The organism is Desulfovulcanus ferrireducens (assembly GCF_018704065.1).
Taxonomy (GTDB): Bacteria; Desulfobacterota; Desulfovibrionia; order Desulfovibrionales; family Desulfonatronovibrionaceae; genus Desulfovulcanus; species Desulfovulcanus ferrireducens.
Window position 1 is genome coordinate 1 of sequence record NZ_JAGUQP010000031.1, and the last position, 25,959, is coordinate 25,959.

Sequence of the window (25,959 nt, forward strand, 5' to 3'; positions counted from 1 at the left end):
ACCTTGGTATTAGAAAAAGTATTAGACAAACTTTGGCTATTATGGTCAATTCTTAGTGAAAACAAAGAGTTAAACAAAAAAAGACTGCGAAATGATGCTTGAGAGGATGCCAGATGTTGTTGGACAATATAAAATATTAGACTTGAGTCCGGTTACAGGGTGGGATTAGTTCTTGAAACGACTTGGTTGACGCCATACATTTTTCTTAACCTTAGCTGTAGGAGAAGCCACGGCATTATTATCGTAAGCAGTCAGCTTTCAGCAAAAAGAGGATAATCAATACAAGACGGTAAGTAGTGAATCTAAATGGCTATTTCAAAATATGGCGCACAATGCGTAACTTACGGCTTTCATTAATCTTGCTAAACGCTTGCTACATACAAATCAAGTCTGCATGGTGCTCAGGTGGTAATAATAGCCCTTTTTCTTTAACAGCTCTCCACGGGTCCCGGTTTCGATCACGCGTCCTTTATCCATCGCGATAATCATATCGCAACTCTTGATGGTGGAAAGCCGGTGGGCAATAATTATAGTTGTCCGCCCTTTCTTGATCGCCTGTAGGTTGTCGCGGATTATTCTTTCCGATTCATAATCCAACGCCGACGTGGCTTCGTCAAATATCAGTATCCGAGGACCGGTAATGAGTGCTCTGGCGATGGCGATTCTCTGTCGCTGTCCGCCTGAGAGACTGGAGCCTCTTTCCCCCACCACAGTGTCATACCCTTTAGGAAGCTGAGCGATAAACTCGTGAGCGCCCGCAAGCTGGGAGCACTTTATGATCAGTTCCATCGACGCGTCAGGCCGGGCCAGAGCGATGTTTTCCCTAATAGTGCCGCTGAAAAGATAATTTTCCTGAAGAACCACGCCGATATTGTATCGTAACCACACAGGATTCATGTGTCTTATGTCGATACCATCGATATAAATTGCTCCTTCGTTAGCGATATACAACCGCTGAATAAGCTTTGCGATCGTGCTCTTACCGCTGCCACTTCTGCCAACTATCCCCACACTAGTGCCGGCATCAATATTAAAGCTGACTTTGTCAACCACATTGGGACCGTTTGGCGAGTATTTAAACGAGACCCCCTCAAGCCTGAGGTTGCCTTTAAGCCGGGGCAGGGTAACGGCCTTAGTAGACGTAACCTCTAGCGGATGATTAAGAATATCGCCCAGGCGGTCAACAGACAACAGGGCCTGTTGAAAGTCGTTCCACAAATTGACCAACCGCAGCACCGGGCCGGAGAACTGGCTGGCGAACATCTGGAAAGCGATTAGCTGACCGATGGTCAAATCGTTTTGCATCACCAATTTGACCCCGATATAGAGGACAGATATGGTCATAAGTCTTTGCAGGGTCCTGGACAGAGTGCCGGATATATTGGTCATATTGGCCAACCTGAAACTCGAATTGACATATTTGCCCAGGCGGTCTTCCCATTTTTTTCGCATCGACCCTTCAACCGCCAGCGACTTTACCGTCTGAATCCCTGTAACCGACTCGATAAGGTAAGAGTTGGACGCTGCGGCCATCTGGAACTTCTCTTCAAGCCTTCTTCTCAGCTCCGGGGTTATAGTGAGATATAGGATGGCGATTATTGTCACAAAAGCTAAGACAATCAGGGTCAGCTTGACACTATAAAGCAACATTACCGCCACGAAGACAAATGAAAAAAACAGGTCGATAATGACCGACACGGCCTTGTTGGTGATAAACTCCCTGATAGTGTCAAGTTCTCTAACCCTTGCCGCGATATTGCCAACCTTTCTCGCTTCAAAATACCTAAAAGGCAAGGCGAGCAGATGATTGAACAGTTTGGCACCTAGCTTGGCGTCCAGCTTGCTTGTGGTATGAATGAAGATATAATTCCGGGCCAAGTTCAGAAGTAGTTCGAAAACCATCACCGCCCCAAAGGCCACTGCCAGCACGTCGAGGGTTGTCATGCTCCGATGCACAATCACCTTGTCCAGAATTACCTGGGTGAAAAGCGGCGTCACCAAGCCGAAAAGCTGGACCACAAAAGAGCCCAGTAACACTTCGCCGATAATCCGTTTGAACTTCGCTATCTCGTTCAAAAACCACTTGAACCCGAAAACGGTCTGAGACGACAAGGGCCTGTTCTTTAAGATTATAAACCTGCCGGAAAATACCTCGTCGAATTCTGCGAAACTTTTTTCAACTGTTTTCTTTTCCGCGGGCACAAACAACAAAACCTTGTCCTTATCCTGGTTAACCTTGAGCAGGACAACATAGGAATTGTCATTACAGACAACTATCGCCGGCAGCGGATATTTATCAGCCGCTTTCTCCAGAGAAATGTCTTTTTTGAGTTTAGCCCGAAAACCGTATTGTTTGGCGATTCTTAAGAGTTCTTCGGGTCTTGTTTCGTCATTGTCAATGCCGAACTCTCTCACTATGGCGCGAATATCCACGTCGACCTGGTTTATCCGGGCAACTACGTCGAAAGAAATCAAGGCGGTATTCATTTAACAACACTTTCAGTAAGAAATTTCAGGTGTATCCTGTTGGAAACCCGCTCAATCTTCTTAAGCGTTATATCAAGCTGTCTGGTAAGCAATTCCACCTGCTGTTTCAGCAAAGATATCCGGTCGGTTATTTTATGTTCAGTCAACCTTTGCGCCATTTCATACTTGTTGTCGGCCTGCGCTAGACACTCATTCCACCTGGTTCTGCTGTGCTCGAACAGGCGCGCATTGTCCACCAGGGTGTTGATCTTTTTTTTCTGCTCAGCAAGCTTTTTGTCTCTCTGTAATTCGAGCCTGTAAAGCTCTGTTTTAAGCTGTTGCCCCCTTGACATGTCCCCGAACCCCTGGAACAGGTTAAGATCGACTACTACGCCGACCGATACGTTCCTTTCCCGCATGGAGTTAAAAGAGGAAGTGAAACTCGCTGAATCTTTGCCATAAAACCGGTAGGAAGAATACATGCTCAGCTTCGGCAGCCTTTCTCTCTTTAGGATTTCGTATTCCGCGACCTTTTTAGCGATTTCAATATCATATGCCATAATTTCGGGCATCTGGCTAACATCCGGCCTGGTGAGCTTGCCCTTTGTGTCAGGAAAATCTTCGAACTGGACGCTGTCCACCTCATATGTTTCGCCAGTGTAGAACATTAACGTATTCAAAACTCTTTGTAGCTCCAGCCTGTAACTATCCAGTTCCTTGGCCTTATCGGCAAGATCGATTGCCGCATCAATTAGGTTTATTTTCCCCGCGGCGCCCGCCTTGTAAAGCTTTTGGGTAAGGCGGTAGATCTCTTTTTTCAGTTTGAGTATTTCTTTGAAGGTGCGAATATTTTTAGTCAGGACCAGCCCTTTTGTATAGAGCGACAGCACATTTACCTTTGTATCGGTGACAAGCCTGGCTAACGCAAGTTCGGCGAGTTTTATATCTCTCTTGGTATTGTCGTATTTCATTCCTCTGGCGCCGAAATCAAAAAGGTTGTAGTTGAGATTAACTGACAGCGAATGCTGGTAAGTCGAGTCGTTACTATTTAAAGTCGTCTCGCCGACATAGGCTATGCCTTTGGCTTCTTTATCCAGATCGCGGATATATTCGTTGTTCAACCTTACGGACAAGGTAGGAAAATACATGGCCCTGGCCTCTGTGAGTTTCAACTTGTTGATCTTTATATCAACTTCAGCGATCTTGAGGTCGTAAGATTTCTTAATAACTTTTTCGATAACGCGATCAAAATCCAGTGTTCGGGCATCAACCGGCCGCAAGGCAAACAGCGCAAAGAGAACGGTGGCAAGAACACATCTAAGCGAGTGGACCGCATGGCTTGAGCTTGGAGTTGAAAATTCAAACATTACTGTCTGTTGAAGGATGTAATTGAAAAACGACGACCTTGTCTTGTTGAATAGCTAAATACTGTCCGCTAACCCTCTTTTTATGCATGATTCCAGGAATTGACGACTATATATGAATTGTTCATCCTGTTTGACATTTTTTATGGAATTTAACGCTATTACTTCATTAGCTGCAAAAGCAAGCAACTACTGAACAATCCAGTAGATATGGGTGTTGGTAAGGTATGAGCCGATTGAAAGCTCATGCCCTTCGATAGCGTTATTGGTGTAGCTCTGGTTTGTAAGTGTTACTCTGTCTCCCTCACTGTATTCGAACACAAGATTTGACCCTTCCATGAAAAGGGCAACGTCATCTTTTGTGACGCCCTCTCCGCGGTTGAATACAATTGTCATAAACCCTGGCACCTCCGATAAAATCTTCTCCCTGAGCACCTCTTAGAGTATCATCGCTGCTTGCCCGGCATAAAGATAGTCAACTCCTTCAACTCCCATTAAGGTATCAACGCCAGTCCAGTATAAACTTTATCGTTGCCATCTCCCCCTGCATCTCATTACTGCCTAATGTAGCCATGATAATATCGTCTCCACCTTTCGCATAAATTACATGGCTTGGCTCTGTATCTCTTGTCTTGTTTGTATCGTCTATTCCTATATGAGAAACTATACTTTTCAGACCAGAATACTTCCGTCTACAAACACAATTCGTTACTCTTTTGATAGATAACAAACGCCATGAATCACGTCCTTGTTATCTCCCCACGCTGAATATATAAATATCGACTCCCTGCCTACTTCTATGCATCATTTTCATCATATGCACAATCGCCCAAAAGTATTAATTTTGATATTTTTTTTGGCTAAAATCATAATACTTTTCTAATACTAAAGTACTAGAGAAAAACAAAACAACTAATACCTTGGTATTAGAAAAAGTATTAGACAAACTTTGGCTATTATGGTCAATTCTTAGTGAAAACAAAGACTGAAACAAGAAAGGCTGCGAAATGATGCTTGAGAGGATGCTAGATGTTGTTGGACAAAATAGTTGGTTGAGTAGTTGAGCAGGTGAGTGGTTGACTATGTAGGATGGGCAGTGGATATAGGACTCTGGAGTAAAATTTTTCCCAGATTGCGGCCAAATTCTCGATTATTACCACTGCACAGAGTATCTGTACAGGTTTGATTCCTTAATTATGACAAAACTTTGCTAAATAGGAATAAAAAAAGAGAAAACAATCAGCAGATGCAATGCCAAAATTAAAGCTTCTCAAAAATCAGTGCAAATAGCGGATGCGTCCACGGATATCTCCGTTGCTAAAGCCTTTAGGAAATGGAGAAGACTCACTGAAAGTTGAAAAGGACTACTCCCCCGCCCTGTGATCCCTCAGGCGTTTAAAAATGCCTAGCGACCCACTGCGCGGCCTGATACCTGTTGGAAACGTTAATTTTGTTGTAAATATTGTAGATATGTGTCTTGACGGTGTTGAGGCTAATGCCGAGATAGTCGGCAATGTCTTTGTTGCTGGCTCCATGAGCAAGCATGCTGAGTATTTGTTTCTCTCTGGAGGACAAGCCATAGTTCACTAGCGTCTCATCGGCGGAAGTTTTGGGTTCCAACAGGCATTTCCACAAGATCTCTCTAGAATACCACCACTCCCCCTTCAAAATTGCAGAAATACCTTTGAGGAGCATCTCCAGTTCTTCGTCCACATAAAAAATGCCCCGCACGCCTCGAGTCATTGCTTCTTTTTCAATTCCCTTGGCTGGCTCTACATTAAAAAGGGCCATTAGACATTGGGACAAGTTCCACTCTGTCTTAGACTTGATCACGACCCACAAGTCAACGAGATCAGTGTTTAGGCAATCCAGCAGCAAACACGCCCGGACCAACTTGTTATCTACATTGGAGTGGAAACGCAGGCTTGAACCGGTCGTACACTTTAACCCTATTTTCGTTTCTAGGAACGAAACAAAAAGTTTATTTTGTAGTTTATTCGGGCCGACAATATGAATTGAAGTTACGGGTATTGAATCCGGAGCTATCTTCATTTGTATTTAGTCACTACAAATTTTAGGTGAAAATTAACCCTCGGCAAATGATTACAAAACTGATTTGCACTATTGCTGAAAACGAATTTGTGTCGGGTTAGCCGATGGACGCAAATACAGTCGATGATAAAAAATCAATTTTTATGGAACAGGCCACTTAAGCTATTTAAAAATTCAGATACATATCATTATAATTTTCTATAAATCAGCCTTACAAAAATTGTCAAGCAAAGAAATTATCCAGGAACTATTATAAACAAAATACCACCAACAAGCTCTAACTGCCTGCCAAAAAAATAATACTCCCACTTTTTGTAACTTTACCGTAACCAATTCGATATATAATACTTTTTGCAAAAAACTACATTCCTTACTGTCAATGTAAACACATTTTTATTTTTGGTTCTTTCCATTTCAAGTCTCGTCGGCTCCGCCACAAAACAAAAAATAAGGGCTTAGAGGAATTCCCTAAGCCCTTATTTTTTTGTTCTTCTTAAAACTTCTTCAAATTTCTTCATTTTAGTGTCGCAAATTTGCCGCAAATTACTTTTTTATCCCTTTGCTATCATTATTTTTACATTACCCTCCATACTGCACCAGTTTGCCTGACCACCTGATACCATAAAAGAAAAACTAGGGCTAATGGCCAATTAAAAATCGCACACTTTAGGTAAACCATACTCCACAAACGCCCCACTATCCCTGCCCAAATTTTGGGAACATTTTAGTTTGTCTTGAGCCCCTGATGTCATCGTTTCAGTCAATACAAAAAATATTTATTTATTAATATTTGCTATTAGACTTTCATTAATAAAATAATATTAATGATGCAAAAATTGTTCTTTTTATTCATGCTGCCTCACCTGGCGCTGCCTTCAATCCAGGTCCGGCAACATTTGTATTTACGATTCTGTTTACCTGCGCTCTCTTTTGCTTACTTCAGTACACTACTCGAAAAAGCACAAAGCTAATAACTCTCTTTATCAATAGCAAACAAGAAGAATGCTCCACCAGGGGCAATTACAGACAGAAACTGAAGAGCATGATCGTAGAATATCTGCTTGAAAAGGGAACCGGCAGCATCAATGAGGATTCGCTGCTTGTGGGACACAACATTTTTGGCGTGTTTGACGGAGCTACAAGCCTTTGCGGCACGACCTGGGAAGATGGGAAGACAGGAGGTTTTTTTGCATCTTCAATTGCATGCAAAACATTTTCTCAAAACAATGATTCCCTTTTAGCGCTTGCTGAGCAGGCAAATAAAAAAATTCGGGAGGCCATGCTGGAAAAAGAGGTCGATATTACAAAAAAGGAGTATCTCTGGAGCACGAGCATGGCGGTGGTCAGAATCGTCGACAACCGGATCGATTGGGTTCAGACCGGCGACAACCTTGTGCTGATAATCAAAAAAGACCACTCCTGGGAGCTTCTGACAGAAGTCTACGACCATGACAGGGAAACCCTGACAATGTGGCAAAATATGGCCGACAGCTGTTCCGGTGATATTTTGACAGAGCTTAATGACCAGATCAAAAAGGTCAGAAAAGAGATGAATATCAGCTATGGAGTCTTAAATGGAGAAAAAGAAGCCCTTAATTTTATAAACACAGGCTCAGCTCCTATCGATGACATCCGCCACATCCTCCTTTTTACCGACGGTTTATTCATCCCGCATGCAGACCCGCAAACACCCAGATCCTTTGATGAATTTAGCAGACTTTTTCTCAAATCCGGTCTCAAAGGCATAAGAGAGCACGTACGGAGTCTTGAAGAAACAGACCCTCGTTGCTGTCGCTACCCCCGCTTCAAGCTGCATGACGACATCGCTGCAGTGGCAATTTCGCTGTCTTAAATGGAAAAACTGTATTTCAAAAATTGTAATATTGTCTGGCCAGCCATTAAAGGCGACGCTAAAAATTTACAAAACTTTGTCTAGACAAATGGGATAAGCTTGGAAAATAAATTAGTCATGGTTTTAGGAGCTTAAATCCGGTTTCCGGTTCAAGTACTCGTGCAGCCGTAGTATCAAGCAATTCAAAAAGAATGACCTCCATTACGTGCCATACCTTTACTCCTGTGCGAACACATCCAGTTACGGAAGACGATTTTCTGCCACAAGCCATATGCATATGTAACAAAGGATTGCCTTCTTCATCAGGGAACAGTGTTCCGGTGCCAACTATCTCATGCACATTGCCCAAGATATGATCCATAGGTTTCACAGGGGTTACTCGCCCCTGTTCAGGTCCCACTACAAGCCTGCTTCCTTTATCCGCACCGCCAACTATGATTAAGGCAGCGGCTTTAATGGAGTGTTCGCGAGCAAATTGTTCAATTACCTCATGGACAACCTCACCGTCTTCAAGACGGAGAATAAAAATGCGTCCCTGTTTGGCCTGCGAATATTTCATGATTTAACCTCGTTAGGTTTTTTAAAAATTGTCAGTACTACTGCTACCATATGCCATTCGAACCATTTTTTATTTTAAAATTGCATTAGCAATTACAACTAGTCAATCGTTTGCTGGCCACGGCCTGGTCCAAAAGAACCCCTAACCCCTATTTCTTTGAAAGTCTCTTTATTCTTCACGATTCCTGCCACTTCCAACATCTCCGATGAAAGTATTTCCACTCCTTGCGACAACCTCCTGTAATGCTTCTCCTGGAATTGGAATTTTGCCGTCATCAAATTAGTTAGTTAAAGTTGATTACTACCAACCATTAAAAACCTTTTTGTTGGAGACATGTCGATGAAGCCTCTGCGTCATCGCTACTTGCAGATTCAGCAAGTCAGGTATTGCCTTTCTGGCCAGAATTCCAAAAAAAAATAAACATCTAACCTTTAGATACAATACAAAGAATGTTAATCTAATGCCAAGCTCTCATTGAAGACAGGCCTTTTTTGGGTAAAAATTTTTTTTTGACTTAAGTCAATCCAAATTTGAAAAAGAAGGTTACTGTAAGACCAGATAACATAAAAAGAAGGAGGTTTACACGGTGGTAAAACGCAAAATTATTCACATAGATGAGGAACTTTGCAACGGCTGTGGCCAATGTATCCCGGCTTGTGCCGAAGGTGCCCTGGCCATTATTGATGGCAAAGCCAAAGTTGTAGCTGACAAGTTTTGTGATGGTCTTGGAGCCTGTCTGGGACATTGTCCTACAGGAGCCTTAAAGATTATTGAACGCGAAGCAGATGAATTTGATGAAGAGGCAGCCATGGCCCATGTGCAGGCTCAAAAAGTCGCCCAGACTCAAAAATCAGAGAGTGATCGCCGAGAAATTCAAAAAGAGAGACATGGGGGGTGTCCTTCGGCTAAACCCATGGTCTTGTCTCCCTGCGACCAGGCCAACATTCCCCGGGCTCAGGAAGGCTCCAACCTTTCCCACTGGCCAGTACAGATAAGGCTTATTCCTCCTAGTGCGCCTTTTTTAAAAGAAGCTAATCTCCTGGTAACAGCCGATTGTGTGCCAGTGAGTTTGCCCAGTTTTCAGTCACAGTTTGTGCCAGGCAAAGTTGTAATGCTAGGATGCCCTAAGTTTGATCCGGCAAATGAATATGTGCAGAAATTTGTCCAGATTTTTAGCGAGAACGATATCCAGTCGGTTGTTGTTTTGGAAATGGAAGTGCCATGTTGTTCCGGGCTACATAAAATTGTGCTTCAGGCATTAAAACTGGCCGGCAAAAGTTTGCCCGTTAAAAGAATTATTGTCCGCAGAAACGGGCAGATTGAGGAGAAACCTCTATCAACGTTTTAGAAGTAGGATAGTGTTTGTGGACACGATTTGGGGGCAGAGAACAATCAAGAAGTATCTCTAGTTTGCCTTAATTAAGGTTATACAGTCTTGAGGGCAAGTGACAACAGCCTCTTCGATTTGTTCTTCTGTCCCTGCCAAAGGGTCCAGAATAAAAGCTTTTCCGGTCAGCTCATCAATGGCAAACACCTGGGGACAAATTTCTACACAGGCTTCACATCCAGAGCACTGCACCTGATCAATGAAGATTTCTCTATCCATTATGATTTCTCTTTTGCAGACTAAAGAGGTTAAAGGCGGCTAAGCCCCAGCGCGATTTCTTTTAACTTCTCCTGATCCTTCAAAGTAATGGTATTTCCATTAATTTCAATTAACCCTTTGTCCTTAAATTTTTTTATCACTCTGGACAAAGTTTCGGGGATCGTGCCTAGTAAACTAGCTAACTGATTTTTATTTATATCTAAGCTAAATGTGCTTTTCCCCTTGGTTTCTAAGAGCAAAAGAAAATGAGCGGCTAACCGCGCAGGCACTTCCTTTAAACTCAAATCCTCGATTTTAGCTACCAATTCCCTGAGCCGCAAAGCAAATAATCCCAAAAGATGCAGCCCCAGATCAGGACTTTGGGCCAAAAGTTCCCTAAAACTTTGCCTGGGGAAAAATAGTATAGTGCTGTCTTGCAAGGCCTGGGCATTGGCCGGATATTTCTGGTCAAAAAAGACAGCCACTTCAGCAAAGATCTCTCCCGGACCAAAGATATGCAGGATGTGCTCTTTGCCCATAAAAGAAAGTTTAAAGATCTTAACTTTGCCCTTAACCAAGGCATAAAAACCTTTTGCCGGTTCGTTTTCAAAAAAAATATCTTCTCCTGCCTGATACCTTTTGACGATAACGATCCGGGCCAGACTTTTTAACTCTTCTTCTGGAAGCTGGCTTAAGAGTGGTATCTGTTTTAGTTGATCTAGATTAGTCATTTTGATGTTTATAAATTAGTTGTTGCAATTAAAAATTCAAGCTACGAACAAAATCCTTTATGCTACAGAGGCATTAAGCCCACCCTTGATAGTAGCATTATTACATAAAGCTCGTAGTTCACGAGTAAAAAAGTTTCCGTTTTGAGTATACACTATTTTCACGATAAATTTGACTTAAGTCAATGTCTGGATGCGAATAAACAACTATCTCTTCTTCCCAAGGTTGAGGGGATGTGTTATTCTGTAAATCTTAACAAAAACTTAACACTATAAACATTTAAGAACAGGTACTTAAAATTTGAGTGCCTGGAGGGAGGAAACGCTATGTTTTGTTATCAATGCGAGCAAACAGCCAAAGGAACAGGATGTGTAAAGGTTGGAGTATGCGGCAAACAATCTGATGTTGCTGCTCTGCAGGACCTTTTAATTTACGCTTTAAAAGGCTTATCCCAGGTGGCATTAGCAGGCCGAGAAGCAGGTGTAAATGAACGAGAAGTAAATGTATTCACCTGCGAAGCCTTATTTTCTACCCTAACCAATGTCAATTTTGATCCGCAGCGTGTAGCCGATCTCATTAAAGAGTGCGTCCGCTTAAGAGACGAGCTAAAACAAAAGGTCGTGGATGCTGGAGGACAAGTACCGGATTCTGGCCCGGCTGTTTTTGAACCAGCAGCCACTCTTGAGGAAATGGTGGCTCAGGGTGAAGAACACGGTATTCTGGCAGAAAAGGACCCTGATCCAGATATCCATTCCTTAAAGCAGACTTTAATTTACGGCATCAAAGGTATATCAGCTTATGCTGACCATGCCCAGATTTTGGGTCAGGAAGATGATGAAGTTTACAAATTCATCCAAAAAGGGCTGGTAGCAACCCTGCGCCAGGACATGGATCTGGGCCAATGGGTAGACCTGCTCCTAGAATGCGGTCGAATTAATATTCGGACCATGGAGCTTCTAGATGCTGGCAATACATCAACCTATGGCCATCCAGTACCCACAGAAGTCCCTCTTGGGGCAAAAAAAGGGAAAGCCATTCTCGTCTCTGGTCACGATTTAAGAGATCTTGAACTTATCCTGAAACAAAGCCAGGGCAAGGGCATTTATGTTTATACCCACGGAGAGATGCTTCCCTGCCATGGCTATCCTGAACTGAAAAAATACGAACATTTTTATGGGCACTATGGTACGGCCTGGCAAAACCAACAAAAAGAATTTGCCAAGTTCCCCGGGGCCATTGTCATGACCACTAACTGCCTGCAAAAGCCTCTTGATAATTACAAGGGAAACATCTTCACTACCGGCCTTGTAGCCTGGCCAGGAGTGAAGCATATTCAAGACAAGGATTTTACCCCGGTTATTGAAAAGGCCCTGGAAATGGAAGGGTTTACGGAAGACACAGACAAAGGCACTGTTATGGTTGGATTTGCCCGCAATGCCGTACTTTCCGTAGCCGACAAGATTATTGAGGCGATAAAGGCAGGCAAAATCAGGCATTTCTTCCTGGTCGGTGGTTGTGATGGTTCCAAACCGGGCCGAAGCTACTACACAGAATTCGTGGAAAAAGTTCCTGAGGACTGCATTGTTTTGACTCTGGGTTGTGGCAAGTTCAAGTTCTTTGATAAAAAACTTGGAGATATCGACGGAATCCCCAGACTTCTGGATGTAGGTCAGTGTAACGATGCGTATTCTGCAGTGCAGATAGCCCTGGCCCTGGCAAAAGCCTTTGACTGCGATATCAATGACCTGCCTTTATCCCTTGTTTTGTCCTGGTACGAGCAAAAAGCCGTGGCAATCCTGCTCTCTCTCTTGGCCTTGGGAGTAAAAGATATTCGCCTTGGGCCCTCATTGCCGGCTTTTATCAGCCCAAATGTCCTGGATTTTCTAGTTAAAAACTATGATATTAAGCCCATTTCTACTCCAGAGGAAGACCTAAAAGCCATATTGGGCTAAAACTACCCCCTCTTTACACAAAACACATAAACAAAACGAGGGCCGGGCTAGACCCGGCCCTCGTTTTGTTATTGTATATTCTATTTATTAAATTATTCCAAGACAGCTTTAGCAAAAGCTCCAAAACCAATTTCATCTATAAAATGACCTAGGCGCTTCCTGGTTTTGGAACTTTCATAAAACTTAATGATTTTCTCGGCAACTTCTAATGCTTCTTCAGAGCTTAAACCTTGTATTAACTTTTGTGCTAACCTTGGCTTGGCTCCGCCCTGGCCACCAACTGTAATTGTCCAACCATCTGACATCCCAATGAAGCCTAACTCTTTAATACAATTCTCTGCGCACTGGTTGATACAACCGGAAACACCCATTTTAAATTTATTAGGCAAATCATATCCATGATAAAGTTTATCCAGTTCCAGACCCAGGGACAGGGAATCCTGCTTTGCCAGTGAACAAAAAGTTGTGCCCGGGCAAACTTTAACACTGCGCACACATAGACCTACAGCAGCTCCTGGCTGAACTCCCAGTTCTTCCCAAATTTTGTCAATGTCTTCCTCTTTGACACCGACCAAGGCAATCCTGGCGGCACTAGTTACTTTTAAAGCTGCCACTGCGTATTTTTCAGACACATCAGCTAATTTCCTCAGAAACTCCGGAGCAACAATGCCTGCAGGTAAATGAGGAACAATAGCGTAAGTAGTTTTATCCCGTTGTAACACAGCTCCTTTCTTTGCCATAAATTTTTCCTCCTTATTTGTGGATGCTATTAGCAAATATATCTTATATTACATAGTTCAAATATAGTTCACACCAAGGTTTAATTCTCCACAGGTGCATAATAACACCGCTTAGGAGAATGCACGAGACCCTTTTCCCTCAACATCTTTATCGCCTTTGATACTTCCTTGCTATCAACTCCTAACGACTTTGCCACATCTCCCGGCCGCACGGGCTTTTGCGCATCTTTCATGGCCTTTAAAACTTTTTCTTCGATATCCATTACCCTTACCTCCCTTTTTGAAAAGTTATCATCCGTTGTTAGTAATAATTATTATTATCAAATACTTACCTCTTGTCAATCCCTTTTCTTTATTTAACCTTATCGACAACAAAAAAACATAAAAATTCAGACAGTTAGGCAGACCAAAAACTTCCATTCCCCATTCTGCGAAGTATTCTGTCCCACTAATCGGACAAACAAATTACACTTTAAAATACCTTAAATTAAAATAGCTTTTACTACAAGTACAAAAAATATTAACACCAACCACTCCCTCAATAACTAAATTTCCAACTCTTAAATTTTGGGGTTTACAAGAGAGTCTTTTGTGAAAGCTTCAAGAAGGGCTGGAGGTAATAAGATAAAAAAAATTTCTATACTCTATTGCTGAGTAAATTAAACAAATCAGGAACGAAAATTAGGCAGGATGATGCTACTAGTGTAGCTTGTTTCTCTGTAACCAAAATTAACAGGCTAACCCACTATTTTGATTGCCCCTTGTCTTTAATCAAATTTTTATGTTTACATGTCACTATCACCATCGAGGGCTAACTGGCACTCAGGACAAATTCCAAAAAAATCAAAGCTATATCCAAGAACTTTAAATCCGGAAAAATTCTTGGATTTAAGCTCAATACTTGGTTCATAATCAACATCACAAACACGCCCGCACTCAATGCATCGAACATGGCAATGCGGCTTTGGATTGCCATCAAACCTTTTTTGGCGCCCAGCTATATCCAATTTTTGGATCAGGCCCATCTCACACAAGATATCCAGGTTTCGGTACACTGTACCCAAACTAATCTTTGGCAAACTTTTGCGCACCATATCATAAACTTCATCCGCGGTCGGATGAGTTTTTACTCCTTTCAAGGCCTCTAAAATTACCTTTCTTTGCTTGGTTAAACGCTTACCTTTTGGTAATTTCATTTTCTCCTCCTATTAAAGAAAAATTATTATCTATTTGTATACGGAGAAAATTTCAGTCAAACTCAACTTTGAATAAAGCTAAGCTTCTGCAAAAAAACTAAAAAAGATAAAAGTTATTTTAAAATATTAGAAAGCAAGGTTGACAGAAATCAAACCATCATTAGGTTTGTACAATGAACTCTTTCCTAAAAAATCTTTTTGGAAGCCAGTTTAATTGATAATAATTATTAATTAAACTTTTGTCAAATATAACTCTAAACCAAAATCTGGAGGTAAGTATGAGCTGCAAAACACCATTACTTGGGAAAAAGATGCCTGAGCTGGTGGTCAAAACTACACATGGCCAGTTAAAGCTCCCTGAAGATTACAAAGGGAAATGGTTCATTTTGTTCAGCCATCCGGCTGATTTTACACCAGTTTGCACAACTGAGTTTGTAGCGTTTCAAAAACAGTATGATCAATTTAAAGAGTTAAACTGTGAGCTAATCGGCCTATCCATTGACCAGGTCTTTTCTCATATCAAATGGGTGGACTGGATTAAAGAAAACCTGGACGTTGAGATAAAGTTTCCTATCATTGCTGATGACATGGGGCAGGTAGCCAAAACTTTAGGCATGATTCATGAGGGAAAAGGGACCAATACCGTACGCGCAGTATTCGTTGTCGACCCGGAGGGCATCCTGCGTCTTATGCTCTATTACCCGCAAGAATTAGGTCGAAACATAGAAGAAATTTTGCGCATAGTTAAAGGCCTGCAAACTTCGGACAAAAACGGTGTAGCCATACCAGCCAATTGGCCCAACAATGAACTTATAAATGACCATGTAATTATACCTCCTGCATCTGATGAAAAAACCGCCAAGGAACGTAGAGGACAAGAGAATTGTTATGATTGGTGGTTCTGCCACAAAAAGATTTGATCCCCCCTTCTTACATAAAAAAGGCGGGCTTAAATGCCCGCCTTTTTTATTATACGGCTTCTATGTATTCAAATCCTTCTTAGCTTTCCATCCTCAAATCTTCCAAGTTCACTCTTAATACGCCTCTTCGTACTCCAAGTCTTTAGCTGTCAGCGTGTGGCTAAAGGTCTTATAAACCCAAAACTGATATGCAATAACAATGGGCACAAAGGTCAAAGCCACTCCAAGCATAATTTTTAAGGTGAGCGGACTTGATGAGGAATTTGTAATGGTCATACTGTAGGCCGGATTCAAACTGGATGGCAGAAGAGCCGGGTAAATTCCTATCACCCCAAAAAGGGTTGTCCCGGCAATAGTGACAGCTGAGGCAACCCATGCCTTTAGCCAACTATGAGCAGCCATATAAATACGGGACATAAAAATGCCGGCCAAAGGCAGGGCCAAAACAATAAACAAAACCGGATAGACAAGATAGTTGGCATAAAGCTTGGTAGTTACAGCACTGAATATCAGAAATAAAACTGCAACCACAACTTTAATCGGCCACACCTTAACCGCCACTAAACCACTTCTAAGCTGCAAATCTCCTTCAGTCCTGAAAGCCAGCCACAGGGCGCCATGCTCAAGAAACAGAAGAACAAAAAGAACTCCGCCAAGCAAACCATATGGGTTAAGCAAGGTAAAAATATTACCCTGAAAAACACCATTCTCATCTATGGGAATTCCTTTAAAAATATTGGCAAACGCGACACCAAGCAGAAGAGCTGGCAGGAAACTGCCCACGAACATGCAACCATCCCACAATGCTTTCCAGGCCGGGCTTTCCACCTTGCTTCGAAATTCAAAACTGACCCCGCGAATAATTAAGGCAACAAGCAAAAGCATCAACGCGGTATAGAGGCCTGAAAACATAACCGCATAAGTTTTGGGAAAGGCTGCAAATGTGACACCGCCTGCTGTTATCAACCAGACTTCATTGCCATCCCAGAACGGCCCCATGGCATTATAAATAATTCTTTTTTCCTGTTCATTTCTAGCCAAAAAAGGCAATAGCGTTCCTAAACCAAGGTCAAATCCATCCAGAACAAAATATATTGCCCAGAGAACTCCCCAGAGCAAAAACCAGATTGTCTCTAACATCTTTCCCTCCTGGTAGTTATCGCAAATTTAAGCTTCCGGTCCCTTGCGAGCAAATTTTGCCAGAAGATATATATCCACCGCGCCTAAAAAGGTATATAAAATGGTCAAAAGAGCAAAGGAAAACCAGACTTGTCCACTGCTCACCGGAGAAACAGCATCAGAGGTTTTCATCAAACCATAGACAATCCAGGGCTGTCTGCCAACTTCGGCCACAATCCAGCCAGCTTCATTGGCAATATAAGGTAGCGGAATGGCCCAAATCAAAGCTTTCAACAGCCCTTTGCTTTGCAGAGGATTGGCTTTATTTTTCCAGGCCAGAAAAGAAAGCAAAAGAAATAAAAATGCCAGGCCAACCATGATTCTAAAGGAATAAAAAGTAAGCGCGACCGGTGGCCTTTCCTCTTTGGGAAAATCTTTCAATCCTTTTACTGTTGCAGAAGGGTTATGATAAGCTAGAAAACTAAGCAGGCCAGGAATAGGAATAGCTTCCAGTGAATTCTTCTCATTATCCTCATCCGGAACAACTAAAAGATGCATAGGCACATTGCTGCCAGTCTCCCATAAAGACTCCATAGCTGCCAATTTTGTAGGCTGTGTCTCAGCAATCTCTGAGCCGTGAAAATGGCCTTCCACAACTTCCACCAAAGAGAAGATCAAAGCAAAAGTAGCTGCAATGCGAAAAGATTTTTTAAAAAAGTCCACCTTATTGCTACGCAACAGATGGTAGCTGGAGACTCCCAATACAAAAAATCCGGCCAAAATGTATGCTCCGGTTATTGTATGCAAAATTTCCAGCCAGGCAAACTTGTGGAACACTACATCCCAAAAGTTAGCCAGCTCTGCCCGGCCATTTCGCATGACATAGCCAACCGGATGCTGCATAAAGGCGTTGGCAATTAGAATCCATATGGCAGAAAGATTGGATGCCACGGCCACCAGCCAGATACTTAAAAGATGCATCTTAGGTGAAAGCTTATCCCATCCAAAAACCCACACAGCAATAAAAGTTGACTCCAGAAAAAAGGCTGCCGTTGCTTCAATGGCCAGCAAAGAACCAAAAATATCACCCACATACTCAGAATATTTGGACCAGTTAGTGCCGAACTGAAATTCAAGAGTTATCCCGGTTACCACACCCAAAGCAAAATTAATCAAAAACAGCTTGCCCCAGAATTTGGCCATACGTTTGTAAGTCTCATCGCCAGTTTTAACATAAATGGTTTCCATGATTGCTACTAACATGGAAAGCCCCAGTGTTAGGGGTACAAAAATGAAGTGAAACATGGTTGCCATGGCAAATTGTAGCCTGGACAAAAAAACCACGTCCATTATTGCCTCCTTATTTTTTAATCTGACTTCGGTTCAAGACTTTCTTTCACAATTTGGCTAACCAACTCTCTTATTCTGACTTTAATAAATTTCTGCTCCCAGTAAATTTCCACTTGGCGCTCATCCTGAAGTAACCTTTGCACATGTTGTTTGATTTCAAAAATCCCCAGAATCTGAATATAAAGTAAAATATAGATCAAAATATAGGCGTCATCCTCACAACCCAGAGCGCTCACTATTTTGGAGCGGGCCTTTTTGGCCAGCTCAGGCCTTGACTGAGCCAGCCGAGCAATACCCCAAAAAGCCCCCCTCCTTAGGGGAAGATACTCCAAAAAATTATCTTTCCCCAGCTCATCCTCCTGCAGGTAGGAAATTAAAATAGGATGGAATTCCAGGGCAAGCTTATGGTTCCGGGCCATAATTTCGCCCATAGCCTCAGGTGCTCCCCAGCCAATTCCACCAGACTCATCATTAAGCGTCCACATGAATCTGCGCATAATTATCCGAGCATCTTCCAAATTCTCCTCAGCCATTTTATCCACAACAAAACCAAAAGCAGTTACCCCATGCCACTTTACCTTTGGATCAGGACTGAGCAAAGCCGAAAATAGCGGATTAACTACCCGACGCAGAGGATAATTTGAAAGCTCAGAAAGATGGGCACCAATATTATCCTGGCTAAGGATAGCCAATATTTCTTCTTTAAGCGCCCTGTTACTTTTTTTTATTTGCGTCACTTGTCTTTTCCTCACGTATATATCACTATTATCCTTCCAAGTACCCTCACCAACTCGCACTAGCCAGCCAATTTCTCTTGAATCTTTTGGGCAATCACTCTTCCCATTTCCTTGCACTTAGCCAGGTGTTCATGCGTAGGTACATTTTTGACCCTAAACTCCTCTACAGGCAGTTCAAACTTGGCCTCTTTCAAAACTTGTGCAATCTGTTTGGCTGCCTCTCCACTCCAACCAAAAGAGCCAAAAGCGGCACCTATCCGCCCTGCTGGCCGTAATCCTTTCATATAGTTTAGAAAACCAGCCATAAGCGGAAGCATACCATTGTTGTGAGTAGGCGATCCACAAATAACCGCAGCAGCATCAGCCACTTCCCCCATCACATCGCTATGGTGATAAGACTTAAGGGACATGAGCTTAACCGAAGTACCCTCTTCCACAAGCCCATCAGCTATGGCCTTGGCCATCTTTTCCGTGCTCTTCCACATGGTATCGTAGACAACAACTGCTTTATTAAAAAGTTTCTGGGCACTAAATTCTTCATATGCAGCCAAAATCTTATCCACGTGCGAGCGCCAGATAAAACCATGGTCCGGAGCAATCATGTCAATTTCCAGTCCGGCATCCCTGATCCTGGCCAGGACCTTTTGCACCAGTTGTGAATAGGGAAGAATAATATTCGCATAATAATGTTTAGCTTCCTTTAGAAGCTCGTTTAAGTCTATTTCATCATCAAACCTCTCAGAGGCAGCGATGTTTTGACCAAAGGCATCGTTGGAAATAAGCAATTTTTCCTCCGGAATATACGACAGCATACTATCCGGCCAATGGAGCATCCTGGTTTCCATAAACTGGACTTGTCTCTGTCCTAAAGAAATGAAATCGCCAGTTCCTACCACTTCATAAGTCCAGTCTTGTTCGTGATAGTGATCTAAAAGAGCCTTTTTCCCCATTGTGGAACAAAATATTTTCTCAGGACAAGCCTTCTCTACAATAAAAGGCAAAGCTCCAGAATGGTCCGGTTCAACATGGTTGACCACAATATAATCAATATCAGATATTTTAACTAGATTTTGAATTTGATGGTAAAGATCTAATTTAAAAGTTTCTGGAACAGTATCAAAAAGCGTAATTTTATCATCCAGCACAAGATAGGCATTATACGTTGTTCCTTTCCTGGCCAAAGAGTACCCATGGAAGTTTCGTAAGTTCCAGTCAACAACACCCACCCAATAAATATTCTTTTTAACTTCCACTACAGCCATACATAACTCCTTTATATGTCTTTTTACTTAACAATTTAAAAACCCTCTCAGAGTAGCTGAGAGGGTTTTTAAATTATGCCTCCTGATTAAAATTCTCCTTTGTTGCTCCGCAAACAGGACAAACCCAGTCATCTGGCAAGTCTTCAAACTTGGTTCCAGCAGCTACCCCACTTTCCTGATCGCCTACTGCTGGGTCGTAAACATAGCCACAAATTGTGCATACCCAACGCTCCATGTTTAACTCCTTTACTTATATTCATTTTTTTAACTAAATCCGGCCTACCCGGACAGAGGCTGAAAACTCTTTTTACTTGCTCCACAAACAGGGCAATGCCAGTCATCGGGCAACTCTTCAAACCTGGTTCCCTTAGGAATCTTACCCTTGCGATCCCCTTTATTCGGATCATAGATATAACCACAATTTACAACCTGGCATTGCCACATAGCTTCTGGATTGGTCATAGCCCCTCCTTAAGCATCTGCCTTCCACAGACCATGCAAATTACAATAGGCCCTGGCAGTAATAGTACTGGCGTCAATACAAAACTCAGCTTCTGGAGAATCACCAGCTTTTAAAAACTTCCTGTAAGCCTTGCCATCAGCAACAAGCTCAATCCACTCTATATAATGTTTTTCTTCCATTGGGTGGGCTACGCTGCCAACCTTGATCTTATATCCATTTTCACTTTTTTCAATTACAGGAACATGCTTTTCATAAGCTGCATCAACACTATTTTCTTTAAATAGCTTCATTGGCTGACCACAGCAAACCAACTCTCCCACACCACCATGCAATACTTCCACAATATTACCACATACGTCACACTTGTAGATTTCTAAGACTTTGGCCATAATATACCCCTTCTTTTAGGTTAAAATTTTAAATATAACTAACGAAAACTACCAGTTCTCAGCAAGTAATTCAAAATAGCTCTGGGCATGATCGCAAGCAGGACAAGTTTCTGGAGCCTCATTTCCTCTATGTAAGTATCCGCAATTCAGACAACGCCAAACCACTTCTTCTTCCCGCTTAAAAACTCGCCCTTTCTCAATATTGTCCGCAAGATCTGTATACCTTTTTTCATGCTGCCTTTCCGCTACCGCAATGGCTCGAAAAACGTTAGCAATTTCCTGGAATCCTTCTTCTTCAGCTATTTTGGCAAACCCAGGATACATCTTTTCCTGCTCATAATTTTCACCAGCAGCCGCTGCCTTTAGATTTTCCAAAGTAGACCCAATTACTCCAGCGGGAAAAGAAGCCTGAACCTCAACCTCTCCACCCTCTAAAAACTTGAATAGCCTCTTTGCATGTTCTTTTTCCTGCTCAGCCGTCTCTTCAAATATCCTGGAAATCTGAACATACCCTTCTTTTTTAGCCTGTTTGGCAAAGTATGTGTATCGATTTCTGGCCTGAGACTCACCAGCAAAAGCCGTTAAAAGATTTTGTTCGGTTTTAGTGCCCTTAACTGATTTCATCATGTTTACTCCCAAAGTCTGCAAATAAAGGTTAGTTATTTTCCTTGAAGATAGTTAGCCGTCCTATTATCCATCTTATCGTTTGACCGGCTTGAAGCGTAGGTCCCACCAAGGCTTAATTTTTCACAGGGGCATAATAACACCGCGCTTAGACGAATGCACGAGACCCACCACCCTTAACTTTTTATCACCTTTATACCTCCCTGCTATTAACCCCTAACGACTTTGCCACATCTCCCCCCGGCCGCACAAGTTTTTGCCCATCCTTCATGAGCCTTAAAACTTTTCTTTCAACATCCACCATGCTTAGACTTAAGCCTCATTTTATTAATAATAATTATTACTACTATTAGTCTCGTCTGTCAACTATTTATAAAATTTTCTTAACCTGCCGATATGTCATAAAACTTAAAAAATAGAGTCCCGCCATCAAAAAATTTCACTTACCCTCATTTGCTCTTTGTAGACTAATCTGGCCCTCCATAAAACTTATTTCCCCACACTAATATACTATCTTGCAAATAAAATAGACTTTCAAAAATATACTAACTTAAAATAACTTTCATTACAAGTACAAAAAATATATACGCAATTCATTTATCTGTTCTCATGTGCGAGGAACCGATCTTGCCACTAAAAAAACTTTACGAACTTTAAAAACCGTAACAGATTTGTAACAATTTTAACTGTCATTTAAGTCCATTTTAAGTTATAGAGAAATTAAGCGTTAACAATTAGCTATTCTCTACTAAGGACAACCACCTGATATTTAAGGAGAAAACTTATGCCCAAACAAAAAAAGCAAAACCGTTCGCTTGTACTAGGCCTATGCATAGGGTCATGTCTGGCTATTGTCCTGGCATTGGTAGGCGCTGCCCAAATTCACTCGACCAACAAAGTAAAATTTTGCGCGTCCTGCCATGAGATGCAGACTTTTTACAAAACCTGGGTAGAGGCTGGGCATGGACTGGCCCAAAAAGGCGCAATGAAGGCCAAATGCGTTGATTGTCACCTCCCTGAAGAAGGGCTTTTGACTTATCTGGGAACTAAGGCCAAAGCTGGTGCAAACGACTATATAGCCCATATAATTAGGAAAAAAGTCGACTGGGTAGCCAAAAGAGAGGAACGCGAAAAATATACTTATGAAACAGGCTGTAAAAAATGTCATAAAGAGCTTGTTGCCCCTGGTATCCCCATCAAGGCATTTTTAGCCCACAGGACATACGAGCTTGGGGAAACAGATAAAACCTGCATTTCCTGTCATCACAATGTAGGCCACGGAGATTTGCTCTTGGCCCTTAACAATCAACAATAAATTTTAAGGAGGAAGAGTATGCATTTGCTAAAGAGAATGTTTCTACTGCTCTGGCTCATTATCCTGAGCCTGATGCTGGGCAGTACTTTTGCCCTGGCCCAGGAAAAAGGTTATCCTAATTTGTTAAAAACCAAAGAATTAGTCATCACCAGGGGATATTCCAAAGACGCACTGAAATGTATTGAGTGCCACGCCAAAAAAACCCCTGGTATCGTGGAAAGTTGGCGAGAGTCCCGCATGGCTCATGCAGGCGTATCTTGTTATGACTGCCATGCAGTACCCAAAAGCTCACCAATGGCCAGTCAGTGTGAGGGCGTAAAAGGCACGAAAATTTTTACCTCTCCTATGGTCTCACCTAAGACCTGCTCCAAGTGTCACCCCAAAGAGGTAGAACAATTCAGCAAAAGTGGCCATGCAAAACTTGCCAGCGCCCCGGTAGTGGAAAAGGCCAAGTTTAAAAAATTAATGTATGATTTAGAAGGCGGAAAGTTTGCTGGCGTTCCGGAAAACAGTAAACTGCGCCTGGCTGCCAGGCAGAGCGGCTGCCAGATGTGTCATGGTACCGAAGTCAAGCTTAATGCCGACAAAAAACCAACAGACGATAGCTGGCCAGCAGGCATAGGGACCAGATATCCAGATGGCGGAATAGGCAATTGTGTAGTCTGTCATAACAGGCATAGCTTTAAAATTTCAGAGGCCCGTAAGCCAGAGGCCTGCGCCAAATGTCATATTGGCCCTGACCATCCAAACATTGAGATTTATTACGAAAGCAATCATGGACAACTTTTCTTAACAGAAGGTGAAGAGTGGAGATGGGATAGTGCGCCTGATACTTGGGAACCTGGTGACTACAAGGCTCCAACCTGTGCCGTCTGCCACATGAGCGGCATTGGCGAACTGGCCACTACCCATAATGTTAATGAGCGGTTGAAATGGGATCTGGTACATCCCAAGAGCGTAGTCAGAAGCGGCGAGCGCGGGGATGGTGAAAAGGGACGTCAACTCATGCGTAAAGTTTGTAGCAATTGTCACAGCTCGGTGCACTCAAACAGTCACTTTGCCAAACTTGATCGGGCAGTTGATCTGTATAATTTCTACTACGATGGCGCATCCAAAATGCTGGCAGAGTTGAAAGCCAAAAATCTCCTTAAAGAAGACAAATGGAAAGACGCCTTTCAAGAACTTAATTACTATCTCTGGCACCATACCGGACGCCGGGCACGTCACGGTGCTGCCATGGCCGGTCCAGATTATGCTCACTGGCACGGATTCTTCCAAATCTTCCAGATATATAAAGATATGCAGGACATTTTTGACTACAGGATAAAGAACAACAAGATTGAAGAGTTAAGTCCTGTCATGTCCACTGGTCCATATTAAAAACAACAACCATAAAAAAACAAAAAAGGCAGGCTCTGAATGGCCTGCCTTTTTTGTTGGAAATAACGGTTTCAAAAATTTGCCCTTAACCAAAATACCTCTTTAAAAGGCCCTCAAATGCCTGTCCATGTCGAGCCTCGTCTTTGCACATCTCGTGAACAGTATCATGGATGGCATCGTAACCAAATTCCTTGGCCTTCGTGGCAAGTTCTTTCTTGCCCTTACAAGCTCCGTTTTCAGCCTCGACTCTGGCTTTCAGGTTGGCCTTTGTATCAGGAACAAGAACTTCCCCCAACAATTCTGCAAACTTGGCAGCATGTTCTGCCTCTTCAAAGGCTATTCTCTTGTAAGCCTCTGCCACTTCGGGATATCCCTCTCTATCTGCCTGACGGCTCATAGCAAGATACATCCCGACTTCTGTGCACTCACCCACGAAGTTGGCTCTCAAACCTTCCAAAACTTCCTCATCAACGCCCTTGGCAACACCAATCCTATGCTCATCTGCCCAGGACAGATCACCAGCCTGCTGCTCCTCAAATTTTTCTTTTGGAGCACCGCATTGGGGACACTTCTCAGGCGGAACATCACCCTCATGGACATAACCACAAACAGTACAAACCCATCTTTTCATATCTTAACCTCCTTTTTTAGATTTCGTTTAATGTTTGAAAATAATAATCATTATTAATAAGGCTGTCAATAAAAAACTTTTACTTCAAGCTCTCCAATTAAGTCCCAAGAGAGTTGGTTGAATAAATTAAGTAAGTTAAGTAAAAATAGCTACGGTAGCTATTTCCTATTCATAGGAATCTAAAATTAGCAGGGATTATTTTTTTCAAGTTCCAGCAAGATAGACTCCATGACTTTATTGATCCGGATAAATCTTGAAGGTGAAGATAGCATGTCTTCTTCTGACTGGACATATTTTGTTCCATCCAGTTCATCACTACATTCGTTAATTAAACATCTTGCAGACTCCATTGTGGTTTCCAAATGAAACTGAAAAGCAACAATACGATTTTCGACAATAAAAGCTTGGTTGCGACAGGCCTCGCTTGAAGCCAGCAAAATGCCTCCATCAGGTATGTCAAACGTATCGCCGTGCCAGTGAAATACCTCCAAGGTCTCTGGCAGGGCTGTTCCCAAAATAGTTTTTGTTGCATCTTCAGTGCGTGTTATAGGGAACCAGCCAATCTCACGGAACCTGTTTTTATAAACTTTCGCACCCATAACATTAGCAATCAGCTGAGCGCCAAGACAAACACCCAACACAACTTTACCTGAGTTGATAACGTCATGGATAAATTTTTTCTCTTTCTTTAGCCATGGATATTTAGCCTCATCATAAACTCCCATGGGACCGCCCATTATTATAAGCCAATCAAAATCATCAAGAGTTGGAAAATTATCCTCTGAGTATAACCGTGTTGTGCTTAATTGATAACCGCGAGCAAGAAAATAGTTCTCCATATTTCCTAAACCCTCAAAGGGAACATGCTGCAAATAGTGTATACGCATAACCTAAGGCTCCTTTTGTTAATAACACCTCAACTTTCTGACATGATTAACATCCTCAAATTACTACACAATTGAAGAGTGCATTTTCTGAAATGCATTACAAACGGGTTGGGTAACACATCTTGGCGAAGATTGCGGAAGTGCTGTGCATAGGGAGGTTATTCCATCGAACTTTCGAAACCCATCATAACAACAGAAAAGGCGTTAAATAATATTCTATTAACTAACCCCATTATGCACAGCCCGCAAGCAAGCCTTAGATGTGTCCAACTCTTTGTTAGCATTGAAGAAAATGCGCTTGCAAATTAACTCAGCAACTGTGTTTTTTGTCAATAGTTAATGGTTAAAATTTATTGGTTAGTTTATTTTGTTTTCAAGAACAATTTT

The 25,959-nt window shown here is 42.3% G+C and carries 25 protein-coding genes and 1 pseudogene; 6 read left to right on the plus strand and 20 right to left on the minus strand.

Annotated elements, in window-relative coordinates; all coding sequences use genetic code 11:
* Positions 1 to 384: 384 nt before the first annotated feature.
* From KFV02_RS10080 to KFV02_RS10095, 4 genes are all read right to left on the minus strand, one after another.
* Positions 385 to 2,487, minus strand: coding sequence for a peptidase domain-containing ABC transporter (locus KFV02_RS10080; RefSeq protein WP_252381428.1), 2,103 nt, complete (start codon positions 2,485 to 2,487; stop codon positions 385 to 387).
* The gene (locus KFV02_RS10085; RefSeq protein WP_252381429.1) at positions 2,484 to 3,833 is read right to left on the minus strand and encodes a TolC family protein; all 1,350 of its coding nucleotides are present in this window, start codon (positions 3,831 to 3,833) and stop codon (positions 2,484 to 2,486) included. Before KFV02_RS10085 ends, KFV02_RS10080 begins: the two co-directional genes overlap by 4 nt.
* Positions 3,834 to 4,019: 186 nt before the next feature.
* Entirely contained in the window at positions 4,020 to 4,226 is a 207-nt protein-coding gene (locus KFV02_RS10090; protein WP_252381430.1) for a hypothetical protein, read from the minus strand.
* A 999-nt stretch (positions 4,227 to 5,225) separates the two neighbouring features.
* Positions 5,226 to 5,882, minus strand: a complete 657-nt coding sequence (locus KFV02_RS10095) for a response regulator transcription factor (protein WP_252381431.1) — start codon at positions 5,880 to 5,882, stop codon at positions 5,226 to 5,228.
* A gap of 1,042 nt (positions 5,883 to 6,924) precedes the next feature.
* On the opposite strand from KFV02_RS10095, the gene KFV02_RS10100 reads away from it, so the two are divergent.
* Entirely contained in the window at positions 6,925 to 7,734 is an 810-nt protein-coding gene (locus tag KFV02_RS10100; protein ID WP_252381432.1) for a protein phosphatase 2C domain-containing protein, read from the plus strand.
* 115 nt (positions 7,735 to 7,849) lie between these two features.
* On the opposite strand, the gene KFV02_RS10105 is transcribed toward KFV02_RS10100, so the two are convergent.
* Positions 7,850 to 8,293: a PPC domain-containing DNA-binding protein gene (locus KFV02_RS10105; RefSeq protein ID WP_252381433.1), complete on the minus strand. Its 444-nt coding sequence runs from the start codon at positions 8,291 to 8,293 to the stop codon at positions 7,850 to 7,852.
* A gap of 586 nt (positions 8,294 to 8,879) precedes the next feature.
* Here KFV02_RS10105 and KFV02_RS10110 point away from each other — a divergent pair.
* Positions 8,880 to 9,641: an ATP-binding protein gene (locus KFV02_RS10110; protein ID WP_252381434.1), complete on the plus strand. Its 762-nt coding sequence runs from the start codon at positions 8,880 to 8,882 to the stop codon at positions 9,639 to 9,641.
* A 57-nt stretch (positions 9,642 to 9,698) separates the two neighbouring features.
* Here the strand turns inward: KFV02_RS10110 and KFV02_RS10115 are convergent, their stop codons facing one another.
* Complete coding sequence (locus KFV02_RS10115; RefSeq protein WP_252381435.1) at positions 9,699 to 9,899, minus strand: ferredoxin; 201 nt, start codon at positions 9,897 to 9,899, stop codon at positions 9,699 to 9,701.
* A gap of 29 nt (positions 9,900 to 9,928) precedes the next feature.
* On the minus strand, positions 9,929 to 10,609 hold the full coding sequence (locus KFV02_RS10120) for a Crp/Fnr family transcriptional regulator (RefSeq protein WP_252381436.1): 681 nt from the start codon (positions 10,607 to 10,609) through the stop codon (positions 9,929 to 9,931).
* Positions 10,610 to 10,933: 324 nt separating this feature from the next.
* Between KFV02_RS10120 and hcp the strand changes: the two genes are divergently transcribed.
* Positions 10,934 to 12,559 carry a hydroxylamine reductase gene (gene hcp, locus KFV02_RS10125; RefSeq protein WP_252381437.1) on the plus strand — a complete coding sequence of 542 codons (1,626 nt, stop codon included), beginning with the start codon at positions 10,934 to 10,936 and terminating at the stop codon, positions 12,557 to 12,559.
* Between the two features lie 92 nt (positions 12,560 to 12,651).
* Here hcp and KFV02_RS10130 read toward each other — a convergent pair whose 3' ends face one another.
* From KFV02_RS10130 to KFV02_RS10140, 3 genes and pseudogenes are all read right to left on the minus strand, one after another.
* The gene (locus KFV02_RS10130; protein WP_252381438.1) at positions 12,652 to 13,299 is read right to left on the minus strand and encodes a ferredoxin-like domain-containing protein; all 648 of its coding nucleotides are present in this window, start codon (positions 13,297 to 13,299) and stop codon (positions 12,652 to 12,654) included.
* An 80-nt stretch (positions 13,300 to 13,379) separates the two neighbouring features.
* Positions 13,380 to 13,574 (minus strand): annotated as a pseudogene (locus KFV02_RS10135) (DUF8462 domain-containing protein); the annotation flags it as partial.
* A gap of 510 nt (positions 13,575 to 14,084) precedes the next feature.
* Positions 14,085 to 14,495 (minus strand): Fur family transcriptional regulator, encoded by a 411-nt coding sequence (locus tag KFV02_RS10140; RefSeq protein WP_252381439.1) that lies wholly within the window; start codon positions 14,493 to 14,495, stop codon positions 14,085 to 14,087.
* Positions 14,496 to 14,773: 278 nt separating this feature from the next.
* Between KFV02_RS10140 and KFV02_RS10145 the strand changes: the two genes are divergently transcribed.
* A complete protein-coding gene (locus KFV02_RS10145; protein ID WP_252381440.1) occupies positions 14,774 to 15,415 on the plus strand; it encodes a peroxiredoxin in 642 nt (213 codons plus the stop codon).
* Between the two features lie 114 nt (positions 15,416 to 15,529).
* On the opposite strand, the gene cydB is transcribed toward KFV02_RS10145, so the two are convergent.
* The 8 genes from cydB to rbr form a co-directional block, all read right to left on the minus strand.
* Positions 15,530 to 16,555 (minus strand): cytochrome d ubiquinol oxidase subunit II, encoded by a 1,026-nt coding sequence (gene cydB / locus KFV02_RS10150; protein WP_252381441.1) that lies wholly within the window; start codon positions 16,553 to 16,555, stop codon positions 15,530 to 15,532.
* Positions 16,556 to 16,582: 27 nt separating this feature from the next.
* Positions 16,583 to 17,884: a cytochrome ubiquinol oxidase subunit I gene (locus KFV02_RS10155; RefSeq protein ID WP_289510147.1), complete on the minus strand. Its 1,302-nt coding sequence runs from the start codon at positions 17,882 to 17,884 to the stop codon at positions 16,583 to 16,585.
* Between the two features lie 17 nt (positions 17,885 to 17,901).
* Positions 17,902 to 18,621, minus strand: a complete 720-nt coding sequence (locus KFV02_RS10160) for a DVU0298 family protein (RefSeq protein ID WP_252381442.1) — start codon at positions 18,619 to 18,621, stop codon at positions 17,902 to 17,904.
* A gap of 59 nt (positions 18,622 to 18,680) precedes the next feature.
* The gene (locus KFV02_RS10165; RefSeq protein WP_252381443.1) at positions 18,681 to 19,883 is read right to left on the minus strand and encodes an FprA family A-type flavoprotein; all 1,203 of its coding nucleotides are present in this window, start codon (positions 19,881 to 19,883) and stop codon (positions 18,681 to 18,683) included.
* Positions 19,884 to 19,956: 73 nt separating this feature from the next.
* Positions 19,957 to 20,118, minus strand: coding sequence for a rubredoxin (gene rd, locus KFV02_RS10170; protein ID WP_252381444.1), 162 nt, complete (start codon positions 20,116 to 20,118; stop codon positions 19,957 to 19,959).
* Between the two features lie 44 nt (positions 20,119 to 20,162).
* Entirely contained in the window at positions 20,163 to 20,345 is a 183-nt protein-coding gene (locus KFV02_RS10175; protein ID WP_252381445.1) for a rubredoxin, read from the minus strand.
* 9 nt (positions 20,346 to 20,354) lie between these two features.
* Positions 20,355 to 20,735: a desulfoferrodoxin gene (locus KFV02_RS10180; RefSeq protein WP_252381446.1), complete on the minus strand. Its 381-nt coding sequence runs from the start codon at positions 20,733 to 20,735 to the stop codon at positions 20,355 to 20,357.
* 48 nt (positions 20,736 to 20,783) lie between these two features.
* Positions 20,784 to 21,359: a rubrerythrin gene (rbr, locus tag KFV02_RS10185; RefSeq protein WP_252381453.1), complete on the minus strand. Its 576-nt coding sequence runs from the start codon at positions 21,357 to 21,359 to the stop codon at positions 20,784 to 20,786.
* 784 nt (positions 21,360 to 22,143) lie between these two features.
* Between rbr and KFV02_RS10190 the strand changes: the two genes are divergently transcribed.
* Together KFV02_RS10190 and KFV02_RS10195 are read left to right on the plus strand one after the other, a co-directional pair.
* Entirely contained in the window at positions 22,144 to 22,674 is a 531-nt protein-coding gene (locus KFV02_RS10190) for a cytochrome c3 family protein (RefSeq protein ID WP_252381447.1), read from the plus strand.
* An 18-nt stretch (positions 22,675 to 22,692) separates the two neighbouring features.
* Positions 22,693 to 24,054 (plus strand): multiheme c-type cytochrome, encoded by a 1,362-nt coding sequence (locus KFV02_RS10195; protein WP_252381448.1) that lies wholly within the window; start codon positions 22,693 to 22,695, stop codon positions 24,052 to 24,054.
* 85 nt (positions 24,055 to 24,139) lie between these two features.
* Here the strand turns inward: KFV02_RS10195 and KFV02_RS10200 are convergent, their stop codons facing one another.
* Both KFV02_RS10200 and KFV02_RS10205 read right to left on the minus strand, forming a co-directional pair.
* Positions 24,140 to 24,685: an NADH peroxidase gene (locus KFV02_RS10200; protein WP_252381449.1), complete on the minus strand. Its 546-nt coding sequence runs from the start codon at positions 24,683 to 24,685 to the stop codon at positions 24,140 to 24,142.
* A 185-nt stretch (positions 24,686 to 24,870) separates the two neighbouring features.
* On the minus strand, positions 24,871 to 25,572 hold the full coding sequence (locus KFV02_RS10205; protein WP_252381450.1) for a type 1 glutamine amidotransferase: 702 nt from the start codon (positions 25,570 to 25,572) through the stop codon (positions 24,871 to 24,873).
* Positions 25,573 to 25,959 lie beyond the last annotated feature (387 nt).